The organism is Salipaludibacillus agaradhaerens (assembly GCF_002019735.1).
Lineage (GTDB): Bacteria > Bacillota > Bacilli > Bacillales > Salisediminibacteriaceae > Salipaludibacillus > Salipaludibacillus agaradhaerens.
Map to the genome: position 1 here is coordinate 3,493,759 of NZ_KV917378.1, position 12,953 is coordinate 3,506,711.

The following is a 12,953-nucleotide window of genomic DNA, read 5'->3' on the forward strand; positions in this document are numbered from 1 at the left end:
ACATTGTTCCTGTTTTTTTACGTATAGGCATATGATGAATAAGGGAATTTAGTATATATTTAAATATAATGTGGCTTTCAAAGAATATAGAGAGGGGGGTGAAGTATTAGCAAGTAGTTTATTATGAATAGAGCCAAAAAATAGGCCTAGTTTTTTAAAAAAATGATTACCTAAATGCATGTTCATTTCATTTCAATTGGGTATTTAGATCTAAAAAAGTATTAACTTATTCCCATTTAATATATTTTTAAACCCTTTCCGTCGTAAAAAAATATAGGACTAAATCACTCTTTTAATTAGTCAATTAAAACGTTAAAAAAGGAATAAAATTGAATTAACTACGAACTGTATCCCCTTTCATGACTTTATTAGACCTTATTCGACATTTTTCACTTGTTTGTCATATTTTTAGGAATATTGTTATAAGCCTTATTATCTGCTAAATTTTACATTATAAAATACTTCTAAAGAATCAGGTGATGAATAATGGATGAGAATAAAGTATCAGTTAGTCGTATTTTGATTGTGGATTTAATGGGTCTTATTGCGGATAATCATCTTAGTCAATTGCAGGTAAACCTTGAAAGAGCAAAGTTAAAGAAAACAGCAGAACTACCTTGTTCCTTCGAAAATGTAGACGTTTTATTTTACGTTCTTCCTAAAGAGAATCAAGTTGATTTGACTCACTTAAACAAAATAAGTAAAAAGTCACACATGAAAATATATTTAATGACTGAGGAAGTGTCAGCGTCTTTTATTCCGTACTTATCTTTTCCATTTGATGGATTATTCTCGCTGGAATTCTTTTATCGAAACGCCCAATTAGTTATCAATACAGTATATTCGACAGGACCGGTATTAGAACCAGCTATGCATCATCGCTTAGCGTTCGAAATTGATCGACGCCGGACTGTAAAGAAACCAATTAAACAGTTTATCTTAAAAAATGATAAAGTGGAGGGTTTACTAAAAGAGAATGAGCAAAAAGTTCTTCAATTACTATTAGAAGGGTGTAGCAACCAAATGATTGCCCAAAGATTGTACTTCTCTCCTTCGACGGTGAGTTCAACTATTAGCAGCTTACTTAGAAAAATGGATGTTCAAGATCGAACACAAGCGACTGTACAAGCGATTCGCAATGGTTGGGTTGAAAGTCTCAGATAGAAAAGTTCACTATAATGAAAAAAATAAGCCGATTTATTTTAAAACAGTTAAACAATTAAAGCGGATAACCGATAAAAGATGTGTAGGGTGATAAGGAAGGCAGCGGCCGAGGCTTTCCTTTTCACAACTATATAACTCTTCCGTATTCACATGGATGTGATAGGAAGTAAAACTCAAGGAGGAACTTTCACATGATTATTAACAATAATATGAGTGCAATGAACGCTCATCGTCAATTAGGTATTAACCAAAATTTTCAACAGTCTTCAATGGAGAAATTATCTTCAGGTCTTCGTATTAACCGTGCTGGAGACGACGCTGCTGGACTATCAATCTCTGAGAAAATGCGTGCGCAAATCCGTGGTTTGGATCAAGCAAGCCGTAACTCACAAGATGGTATTTCATTAATTCAAACAGCTGAAGGTGCATTAGATGAGTCTCACTCAATCCTTCAACGTATGCGTGAGCTTGTAGTACAAGCTGGTAACACAGGTACAAACGAAGAAGCAGACCTTCAAGCGATCCAAGATGAAATTGGACAACTTCAAGAAGAGTTAACAGGTATTGCTAACCGTACTGAGTTCAACGGTAAAACACTATTAAATGGTGACTTTGACGCTGATAGCGACAACAGCCTTGTGTTCCAAATCGGTGCTAACGCAACACAACAAATCTCTGTTAACATCGAAAACATGGATGCAGATTCTTTAGGTGATGGTACTAATTTTGTTTCTGGCATTGATGTAACTGGATTTGTTAACAATGCTGCTGATGAAGCTGGCGGGTTTGATGAGACTCTTGCAACTGTAGATGCAGCACTTCAACAAGTATCTGACCAACGTTCAGCATTAGGTTCTGTACAAAACCGTTTAGAGCACACAATCCGTAACTTAGATAACTCATCTGAGAACTTACAAGCTGCAGAATCACGAATCCGTGACGTAGACATGGCGAAAGAAATGATGGAATTCACTAAGAACAACATCCTTTCTCAAGCGTCTCAATCTATGCTTGCACAAGCTAACCAACTTCCACAATCTGTTCTTCAATTACTTGGTTAATACGTACTGAAATACAGCTTATATTTAATAGGGCAGGACTTAAAAGGAGACTTTTAAGTCCTGCTTTTTTATGGTCTCAGTATAAGTTGCTTTTTTTGAAAAAGTAATATAGATATAAACGACATGACGTCGTTTGGAAGGGACTGAAAGGAATATATTCTTACAGGGTTTATAAAACACTCTTATTTGAAAGAATGTGATAATACAATACCACGTTTAATATAATGAATAAGATTGGAAATCAATAATAAAATGTTCGTCATTAGAAACGAAGAATAAGAACGAAAGATAGTGGCTCCTGTGGGAAGACGAGGCCCGCGGAAAGCATCCATCTGTAGTGGACATGAGTCACAACTTTCGGAATACAACCATGATTTACCCCACTCTTAAGGTCCGATAAGTTAAACTACCAATCAGTGGGGGATGAAGGAAAACTCCCACTGATTGAAGCTTAGCTTTATGAAATCGATTCATTTAAAAATAAATCGTTAAATTTAATAAAAGACTAAACAATGTGGGGGACGAACCGATAAATAGAGTATAAGGCGACATGGAGAGCGACGGCCGACGCTTCTCACTCACTTTATAGACTAACTTCCACACAAGGATGTGACAGGAAGTAAAATTCAAGGAGGAATTATCACATGATTATCAACAATAATATGAGCGCAATGAACGCTCACCGTCAATTAGGTATTAACCAAAATTTCCAACAGTCTTCAATGGAGAAATTATCTTCAGGTCTTCGTATTAACCGTGCTGGAGACGACGCTGCTGGACTTTCAATCTCTGAGAAAATGCGTGCGCAAATCCGTGGTTTGGATCAAGCAAGCCGTAACTCACAAGATGGTATTTCTTTAATTCAAACAGCTGAAGGTGCATTAGATGAGTCACACTCTATCCTTCAACGTATGCGTGAGCTTGTAGTACAAGCTGGTAACACAGGTACAAACGAAGAAGCAGATCTTCAAGCGATCCAAGATGAAATTGGACAACTTCAAGAAGAGTTAACAGGTATTGCTAACCGTACTGAGTTCAACGGTAAAACACTATTAAATGGTGACTTTGACGCTGATAGCGACAACAGCCTTGTGTTCCAAATCGGTGCTAACGCAACACAACAAATCTCTGTTAACATCGAAAACATGGATGCAAACTCTTTAGGAACTGATGACACTTTAAATATTGCATCTGTTAATGTAACTGGCTTTGTTGGTAACGCTGCTGATGAAGCAGGTGGATTTGATGAAACACTAGCGATCGTTGATGCAGCACTTCAACAAGTATCTGACCAACGTTCAGCATTAGGTTCTGTACAAAACCGTTTAGAGCACACAATCCGTAACTTAGATAACTCATCTGAGAACTTACAAGCTGCAGAATCACGAATCCGTGACGTAGACATGGCGAAAGAAATGATGGAATTCACTAAGAACAACATCCTTTCTCAAGCGTCTCAATCTATGCTTGCACAAGCTAACCAACTTCCACAATCTGTTCTTCAATTACTTGGTTAATTTAAGGCAGAATATAGATAAAGGAGTAGTCCAAAATGGACTGCTTCTTTTTTTATGCCATTTAAATCAGGAATGCTTCAAAATAAATGTTTAGGGTTAGCCGTATTTGGTTTCACTTTCATTCATAATAGGGAAAATTGGGTTTCGTTTTAGTTATTAATGAGAAACTCATACTTGTATGTCACTATCGATTAGTAAGTCGCTGAACCTTGATCCTAAGAGGGATACGAGGAGAGAGGCCACCGTTGTAATTATTCTATAATGCGAATATTTTAAACCAATGTTCAAGAAAATGAGTGAAAAATATTTCAAAAAAACTAAAGATTTATTTAGACGAGCCGATAAAAAAAATGTAGGGTGATAAGAAAAGCGGCGGCCGACGCTTTTCAGTTCACTAAATAATGATTCTTCCGCACACAAGGATGTGACAGGAAGTAAAATTCAAGGAGGAACTTTCACATGATTATCAACAATAATATGAGCGCAATGAACGCTCACCGTCAATTAGGTATTAACCAAAATTTCCAACAGTCTTCAATGGAGAAATTATCTTCAGGTCTTCGTATTAACCGTGCAGGAGACGACGCTGCTGGACTATCTATCTCTGAGAAAATGCGTGCGCAAATCCGTGGTTTGGATCAAGCAAGCCGTAACTCACAAGATGGTATTTCTTTAATTCAAACAGCTGAAGGTGCATTAGATGAGTCTCACTCAATCCTTCAACGTATGCGTGAGCTTGTAGTACAAGCTGGTAACACAGGTACAAACGAAGAAGCAGACCTTCAAGCGATCCAAGATGAAATTGGACAACTTCAAGAAGAGTTAACAGGTATCGCGAACCGTACTGAGTTCAACGGTAAAACACTTTTAAATGGTGACTTTGACGCTGATAGCGACAACAGCCTTGTGTTCCAAATCGGTGCTAACGCAACACAACAAATCTCTGTTAACATCGAGAACATGGATGCAGCTTCTTTAGGAACTGATGACACTTTAAACATTGCTTCTATCAATGTAACTGGCTTTGTTGACAACGCTGCTGATGAAGCAGGTGGATTTGATGAAACACTAGCGATCGTTGATGCAGCACTTCAACAAGTATCTGACCAACGTTCAGCATTAGGTTCTGTACAAAACCGTTTAGAGCACACAATCCGTAACTTAGATAACTCATCTGAGAACTTACAAGCTGCAGAATCACGAATCCGTGACGTAGACATGGCGAAAGAAATGATGGAATTCACTAAGAACAACATCCTTTCTCAAGCGTCTCAATCTATGCTTGCACAAGCTAACCAACTTCCACAATCTGTTCTTCAATTACTTGGTTAATACGTATTGAAAAACTGACTTTTAACAAGCAGAGCAAAGTCCTGTATGAGGGCTTTGCTCTGTTTTTTTGTTGACAGGACTAAGGTTGATGTAACTGGATTTTAGTAGGAAGAGCTTTTTGTTTAAGCGATGTTTATTTTTTTCCTAACAAAAAGAAATTCCTACTTAATTTATAAAAAGGCAGTTTTTTTAACGAGTCAACAGTCGCACTATCGTTTCTTAATAAAAGGTAGTCGGCCTCACAGTAAATATATAATAGGTTGATAGTGTAAAAGTCATAGAGAACAATTCACTAGTAGTATTTATCGCAAAACGACCATGACTAAACTCAATAATAATCAATATATAAGAGAAAATGTCGAAACGATAGGTCTATCTGATACATCCTTATCATCTATCAAAAAATACACACTATATACTATATAATGAAAATATAACAAAAAAAGGAGTGGTTACATGAAAAAGGTGTTAAGTCTATGTTTATTTTTTCTATTAATACCACAACTGGTTTTGGCTGAAGAAGTGACTATTAATTTGGATGAGATCGATGATGATGTCGTATTAGACAAGTTGGAAGACTTTGAAGGGGAACCACTGGAAATTAAAGGGGAAGATGAGGATATTCATTCCTTACAAAAAGACGTTGAAAAAATTGTTGAAAATGATGCTGAAACTATTGAACCTCTTGATACTCCGATAAATGATAGTCCTAACAATGCTTATAGTATTGACATTGATGGTGTCTATCAGGATGTTTTGACGGAGGAAGGTCAAACTAAATGGTATCTTTTTGAAAACATAGAACAAGGTAAATTAACGGTCTTTTTGCAAACGGTTAATTCTGAAAATATCGATTATGACCTTCATTTTTTTAAATTAGATGAAGAGACAATGACGCTGGAAAATCAATTATCCTCCACTTATGGTCCAGGTATGAATGAACAACTTGCTCAGATTAGTGATGGCGGCATCTACTTCGTAGCAGTAAGTTCATGGGAAGGCTATGATGAAAATACACCATTTTATTTCACCGTTCTACATTCCTCTGATTATGATAGCCAAGAGCCTGATGATAATATATGGCAAGCAACCTTATATAATAATGAAATCCAAGTAAATGGAACGGTGGATAATGAATTTGACTTGGATTGGAAGATGTTATCGCTAGATGAAGAGAAAATATTAAATACTCAGTTAGAACATAATGCGGATGCATCCTATCAATTAGATATTTTTGATATGAATTTAAACTTGCTAGCTTCTTTTTCAGATAATCAAAGCTACAATAATTATGTTTTTCCTGAGGGTGACTATTTTATAAGAGTGGCATCTACTTCATCTTATGATGCAATGGAAGCCTATAACTTAAGTATGACTGAGGCAGGACCACCACCGTCTCGTGTGAATGTGACACGAATAGACTCAGATGGAGGGGTTCAAGGTTACATTGATTATGGATATGGAAACTTTTGGAGAATACGTTCGAATATAACGATTCATGGGCAGTTGCTTGATAATAATGGTAATCCAGTGCCGAATACGCCAGTTGAATTTACTGTCGTCCGTGAGATTAATAATACGCCGATTAGTGGAGCCTCTACAACAGATAGTGATGGGAACTTTTCTGTCAATGTTAATAATATTGGACCAGCAGCCGGCTACTTATCGTATTATACAGGGTATCGGATTCATTATTTCGACTTGATTCCCCTTATTGCTTCCTCTAACGGTGTTCAGTTGGCGTCAAATGAAGATGGGGTATATCACTTTGCCTATTCAACGTTTTAACTCTTAGGTGTACTTATACCGTTTTGCAGACGGTCCACATAAATATGAGGGCCGTCTTATTTTTATTGGTGTGGGACTTTTTATAGTACTAATAACAATAGGACATCCATCTTTTTGAATTTAAGTGAGCAAAAAAGCTAAACCAAAATTAATAGTTTCCGATATAAATAATAAATTGATAAGAAGGAGTGGATAACACATGGAAGTGAAATCCAATCAGTCGGTGGCGTCCGAATTTATTCAGCGGACGAAAGAATTCTATCCGCCTGAATCAACAGCACAAGGAAGTAAACAGGTAAGTGCCGCTAATCATGTTGAAGAGGCACAAAAAATTCAAAAAGAAGCGTCAAAAGATGAACTTGTGAAACAAGTGGATACATTAAATGATTTAGTCAATCATACTTTTACAAATCTTAAATTCCAGCTTCATGATGACTTAGATAGGTACTATGTTCAAGTCGTCGACCGTCAAACTGATGAAGTGGTTAGGGAAGTGCCGCCAGAGCAATTTTTAGATATGATTTCCTCGATGCTTGAGTATGCTGGTTTGATTATTGATAAAAAAATATAAGTATAATCTGTGATCCGGCTATGCCGGGTCATTTTTCTTGTGAGTAACAGTAAATATATTTTAATTTCTGTCGATATAACTATTAGTGAATGTCGCTATATATAAAGGAGTGAATATGATATGACAATGAGGCTTGGCGGTTTAGCTTCAGGAATTGATACTGAGTCGATGATTAAACAGTTAATGCAGGCGGAAAGATTACCGATGCAACGGTTGCTTCAAGATAAGATAACGATGGAATGGCAGCAAGATGCTTATCGAGAAGTGAACCTTCTTATGACGAATTTTAGAAATTCCCTTCAAGTTTCTAATGGTGGATTAATGAGTCGAGCAACGTTTTATCAAAAAGCAGTCACGAGCTCGAATTCTTCAGTTGTAACAGCGGTCGGAACGTCAAATGCCCAAAACGCTACAGCAACGATTCAAGTACATAACCTTGCTGAGTCTGCTACGTGGCAATCCACAGATGGTGCATTTGAAATGGATAGCAAATTTTTAAGTCAGCGGATGGGTGCTTGGACTGAAGGTGATGGTCCTGATATTGAATGGGACGCAGAGGGTAAAGCTGTGATGTCTTTTAGTGTTACTAAACCAGGCGAAACGAAAGAAACAAAAGTGAATATCACTGTTAGTAAAACAGATACAGTCAATAATGTAATAAGCCGAATGAATCGGTCACAAGTTGGTTTCTCTACTTTTGTGGACCAACGAGCAGATGGCACAGGGAAAACGGTTGTGTCTATGGCTCAGACAGGTGAAGGTGCTGATATTCGGTTAGTTGCCGATGCAAATGGCACCAACAATGCTGCAAGCTTTTTCGCTAGTCTCGGGTTTAATACAGCTGGTGGTGGTGAAAGTGTTTCTCTAAATGACACTGGGCATCAAGCAACAGCTGGTAAAAATGCTTCTTTTACTTACAATGGATATCAGATGGAACGTGCTTCCAATGAATTTACGGTAAGTGGTGTGACGTATACTTTACACGGCACATCTAACGATCCTGTTAGAGTCACGACGGCAACTGACACTGAGGCAGTGTTTAATAGTATTATGGAATTTGTTAACCAATATAATGAAATGATTGATAAAATTAATGGTTTATTGCGCGAAGAGAATTACCGAGATTACCGGCCGTTAACAGAAGAGCAACGTGCCGATATGAGTGAAAGGGAAATTGAGCTATGGGAAGAAAAGGCTCGAAGTGGTCTATTAAGAAACGATCCAATTCTATCAAGTGCTATGAATCAACTAAGGTCTTCTATATTCGGAACGGTTCAAAACGTCGATGGGGCATTTAACTCACTAGCTCAAATTGGCCTGACAACCTCTTCTGATTACCGTGATGGGGGTAAGATTGTTTTTGATACGAGACATATGACAATGCCTGATGGGACACGGTTAACGGGAGAAGACCGGTTGCGGCATGCCATAGAGAATAATCCAGAAGATGTTTATCAATTATTTAACGCCACTGGAGGCACGGATGCAAATGGAAACAGAATTGCTGGGGAAAGAGGAATCCTTGGTCGTGTAAATGACCAGCTTCGAACAGTGACTAACAGAGTGACTGAACGCGCTGGTCGAGAAGGAAGAACGCTTCAGCAATTCGCACTAGGTCGGGATATTTTAAGAGTTGAAGACCGAATTACTAATTTTGAACGTCGTTTGCAACAAATTGAGGCTCGTTATTGGAAGCAGTTCACTGCTATGGAGAAGGCCGTTCAAGAGATGAATTCTCAAGCCTCCCAACTGTTTTCAATGATGGGGATGGGTTACCAATAAATTAAGTGAAGCAAGTATGAAAGGGTGTATAGCATGGCAATGAACAATCCGTATGCAACATATAAACAAACGTCAATTGAAACGAAATCGAAAGGCGAACTGACTTTAATGCTCTATGACGGATGCATTAAATTTATCAAGCGTGCGGAAATAGCGATACACAATAAAAATCTAGAAGAGAAAAATACTAATTTAATCAAAGCACAAAATATTATTAGAGAGCTTATGGTTACTCTCCAAGGGGATTCTAGTTTAGTCGGAAACATGATGCAGCTCTATGATTTTATTTTAACGAAACTCATAAAGGCCAATACAGATAATGATGTTGAGGCATTAGCGCATGCAGAAGAACTTGTGACGGAATTTCGTGACACGTGGAAAGAGGTTGTGAAAATAGATAGACAAAATCGCCATGGGAATGGTGTGCAAGGTAGACAACAAGGAAAACAACCGAGCTTTTCTCAACAGTAAACAATTAATACTAAACATTTTGTTATGTGCACCGATATAAGAAACAAGATAGATAGTCGTAAGGAAAACAGAAAAAGGAAGCGAGAATCATCGCGCCTTTTTCTGTTTTTTTCTTTTTATAACGCCTAAGTCAATCGTGATGACGAGGAGTAGGCGAAAACAATTGAAAGGATGAGAGAATGCGAATTTCAGGAATGGCGACAGGAATGGATATTGAACAGATGGTTGGAGACTTAATGCGTGCAGAACGCATGCCATTAGAAAGAATGCATCAAGATCATCAAGAGCTAGTATTAAAAATGGATGACTATAGAGAAGTGAATCGGGGTTTCATGAATTTTCGATCCAATACATTTGATGGCATTCTCAGACAGTCCAATATGGGAGCTAAACTCGTCACGAGTACGAATGAATCGCTCGTAAGCGGAACAGCTACTTCTTCTGCTGGAGATGCCTCTTATACTATTTCAAATGTCGAAAGCCTCGCCTCTGCTGCCAATAATGCGAGTGTGGCAAGCATTAATGTAGGTGAAGAGGAATTTGACCCGAATGCACCGTTAGAGGATCAAGCTCATTTGTTATCAGGCAGTGAACATTGGGCAGGAGATGCCATTGAGTTCACGATTCAAACGTACGATGAGAATGGGGAAAGAGAACCCGTTAATTTTGAATTTGAAGCGGATGCCACGTTAAATGATGTGTTAGATGGGATTAATCGTTCATCAGCAGGGGTGCAGGCATTTTATGATCCGTTTAGTGAAAGAGTCTCTATATCTCGAACAGAGACAGGGGTTTTTAATGAAGATGGTAATGAAATGGTCCTCGGTTTTGCAGGTAATGACTTTCTAACGGATACGTTACAGTTGGATGGTGCGGAAGAAACGGGTGCGCAAAATGCACGTTTTACGATGAACGGACTCAGTGAGATGGAGCGACATAGTAATACATTTACAATAGATGGTTTGACCATCCAGCTTCATAATGAATTTGATGAATCGGTACAAGTGAGCGTGGAGAATGATACTGACACCATCTTTGAGACGGTTATGGGGTTTGTAGACGACTATAATGAGATGCTTGAGTATACAAATGGGAAAATAAATGAAGAGTACTATCGTGATTATAGACCTTTAACAGATGAACAAAGACGAGATATGTCTGAGAGTGAAATAGAATTATGGGAGGAACGTTCACAAAGTGGTCTTCTCCGTCATGATTCTATGCTATCAGGGGCTATGAATGAATTGCGAACGAAGCTGTATAATCACGTTGAAACAGGTGACCCAAATCAAACGTTCTCTCACCTGACTGAAATCGGGCTTGATACCTCCTCGGATTATCAGGAGCGTGGTCGACTAGTGGTAGATGAAGCGGAACTACGAGCAGCTATTGAGGAAGATGCAGAAGGCGTTTATCAATTGTTTGCGGCTGAAGGTGATGATGATAGTGAGCAAGGCTTAGCCCATAGAGTTCGGGACTCGTTAAATCATACAATTGAAATGGTAGGTCAGCGCGCAGGTCGTGCGGAGATGTCATCAAACCAGCAATTTGCGATTGGACGAGAGATTAACCAGGTTACAGACAGAATTTCTAACTTTGAGAGACGTATGGAACAGGTTGAAGAAAGATATTGGGCACAGTTTACACGGATGGAGCAGGCTGTATCTGAAGCGAATGCCCAAATGCAATCATTGATGCAAGCGATGGGCGGAGAGGGCCAAATGCCGATGTAAACAATCCTAAGAGTTAACTTGGTATTTCTTTAAAGGTTGAGAGTGGGGGCTTTAGGTCTTTAGCCAGATATTTAAATAGGTGTTTTCCCTTGTAAATATTTAATGAGATTTCTCCGATATAATCTAAAATAGCCATAAACAGATGTGTCTTTATGGATAGGGGAGCGGAGAAATGTCAATTATTCACGAAGTACACCGTGTAACAAAAGAGCTATACGATCATTTACAGCAGCCATTACCGTCTGAAGAAGCCAGGGATGACTATATTACAAAAATTACTGAGAGTTTAGAAGAAAGAAAGCAATTAATTAAGGAACTACGGCCACCAGAAAATGACGAGGAAGAAAAGCTAAAGAATGAGATCTTTTCGATGGGAGAAGAGGTCAATAATAAGTTGACAGCTATTCAAGGTATGATTCGAATAGATATTAATAAATTGAAAAAACGGAAGAATACAGGAAAAAAATACGAAAGTCCATATGAATCGAAGACGCTTGATGGCATTTTCTTCGACTCGAAAAAATAGACGTAATAAGACGATGTAGCCTGTGTGCTCCCTTAAATGATAAAACCTATTGTGACAATCAATAACGTCACAATAGGTTTTTATACGTCAATATGATTGTTGCCTTCGCTTAATTTCATTATTAATTAAAATGTTCAATGATAGAAAAAGCCCTTACAATAGATTAGTAATGTGTTTATCACCGAGAAGCGTCCGTAAAACTCCCTGCTGAAAATAGAGATGAGACTGACATCTATTTAGGCGGGAGATAACGGATGGTAATGTCCTAAATTGAAGGGCGTTTTATTTAAAACTAAGTGTTTTTTCATTTTGTTTAACTAAATGTCTATCTACGCGTTTTAATGTTTCCGACAGTTTCCTTGCCATTTGGAGGACAAGGTGTAGTCTAGTGCTTTGAAGTACAAGAAATTCCATCATGCCACCAGTGTTAACAATCCCAGCAATGTGAATATGTCCAGTCTCAGGTAAATCCTTGTTTAATGCGGCCCCAGGTTTAATCGGGCCTTCCCCAATAACAATGGTTCCGATCGAAGAGGTTCGCCCAAGACAAGCATCGACACCAATAATAAAGGGATTATCATATGTAGTCTGTATGGATAAAAGAGTTGACTCTAAATTTTTACTGTGGACAGGCTTTTCCAAAGTTCCGTATATATGCAGGTTCATGGGGCGTTTCTCTTTTAGCAAGGTTCCAGTCAAAGGGCCGAGCGAATCCCCTGAGGAACGATCAGTGCCAATAAAGACGACCACAATGGTGCTGGCGGTCTTCGGGATTAACTGTAACAATTTATCTGTCATATCACGACAGATAAGTGGTGACTTTATGGAGAAACGATTTGAATGATAGGGTGGCTGTTCAGGAGTCAGGCTCATTAACAGAACCTCCTATTCGTTATTGAGAACAATTATGTTCATTATAACGTCAAAGAGCCCTGATGAAAAGTGTTTTTTATAAAAAAACGAACGTTCCCAATGAAGAACGTTCGTAGACGAAAGCATGATAGACGT

General features: G+C 38.2%; 11 protein-coding genes. 10 read left to right on the forward strand and 1 reads right to left on the reverse strand.

Going from position 1 to position 12,953, the window contains the following annotated elements; all coding sequences use genetic code 11:
* Positions 1-486 precede the first annotated feature (486 nt).
* The 10 genes from BK581_RS16045 to BK581_RS16090 all read left to right on the forward strand — a co-directional run bounded on the left by BK581_RS16045 (position 487) and on the right by BK581_RS16090 (position 11,945).
* Positions 487-1,164, forward strand: a complete 678-nt coding sequence (locus BK581_RS16045; RefSeq protein WP_078579114.1) for a response regulator transcription factor — start codon at positions 487-489, stop codon at positions 1,162-1,164.
* A gap of 191 nt (positions 1,165-1,355) precedes the next feature.
* Positions 1,356-2,225 (forward strand): flagellin Hag, encoded by an 870-nt coding sequence (hag, locus tag BK581_RS16050; protein ID WP_078579115.1) that lies wholly within the window; start codon positions 1,356-1,358, stop codon positions 2,223-2,225.
* A 644-nt stretch (positions 2,226-2,869) separates the two neighbouring features.
* Positions 2,870-3,742 (forward strand): flagellin Hag, encoded by an 873-nt coding sequence (hag, locus tag BK581_RS16055; RefSeq protein WP_078579116.1) that lies wholly within the window; start codon positions 2,870-2,872, stop codon positions 3,740-3,742.
* Positions 3,743-4,201: 459 nt separating this feature from the next.
* Positions 4,202-5,074: a flagellin Hag gene (hag, locus tag BK581_RS16060; RefSeq protein ID WP_078579117.1), complete on the forward strand. Its 873-nt coding sequence runs from the start codon at positions 4,202-4,204 to the stop codon at positions 5,072-5,074.
* A 456-nt stretch (positions 5,075-5,530) separates the two neighbouring features.
* Positions 5,531-6,862 carry an Ig-like domain-containing protein gene (locus tag BK581_RS16065; protein ID WP_078579118.1) on the forward strand — a complete coding sequence of 444 codons (1,332 nt, stop codon included), beginning with the start codon at positions 5,531-5,533 and terminating at the stop codon, positions 6,860-6,862.
* 199 nt (positions 6,863-7,061) lie between these two features.
* Positions 7,062-7,433 (forward strand): flagellar protein FlaG, encoded by a 372-nt coding sequence (locus tag BK581_RS16070; protein WP_078579119.1) that lies wholly within the window; start codon positions 7,062-7,064, stop codon positions 7,431-7,433.
* A gap of 120 nt (positions 7,434-7,553) precedes the next feature.
* Positions 7,554-9,215 carry a flagellar hook-associated protein 2 gene (locus BK581_RS16075; protein WP_078579120.1) on the forward strand — a complete coding sequence of 554 codons (1,662 nt, stop codon included), beginning with the start codon at positions 7,554-7,556 and terminating at the stop codon, positions 9,213-9,215.
* A gap of 33 nt (positions 9,216-9,248) precedes the next feature.
* Entirely contained in the window at positions 9,249-9,686 is a 438-nt protein-coding gene (gene fliS, locus BK581_RS16080) for a flagellar export chaperone FliS (protein ID WP_078579121.1), read from the forward strand.
* A 179-nt stretch (positions 9,687-9,865) separates the two neighbouring features.
* On the forward strand, positions 9,866-11,419 hold the full coding sequence (locus BK581_RS16085) for a flagellar hook-associated protein 2 (protein ID WP_078579122.1): 1,554 nt from the start codon (positions 9,866-9,868) through the stop codon (positions 11,417-11,419).
* 172 nt (positions 11,420-11,591) lie between these two features.
* Complete coding sequence (locus BK581_RS16090; RefSeq protein WP_078579123.1) at positions 11,592-11,945, forward strand: hypothetical protein; 354 nt, start codon at positions 11,592-11,594, stop codon at positions 11,943-11,945.
* 282 nt (positions 11,946-12,227) lie between these two features.
* On the opposite strand, the gene yyaC is transcribed toward BK581_RS16090, so the two are convergent.
* On the reverse strand, positions 12,228-12,818 hold the full coding sequence (gene yyaC / locus BK581_RS16095; protein WP_078579124.1) for a spore protease YyaC: 591 nt from the start codon (positions 12,816-12,818) through the stop codon (positions 12,228-12,230).
* Positions 12,819-12,953 lie beyond the last annotated feature (135 nt).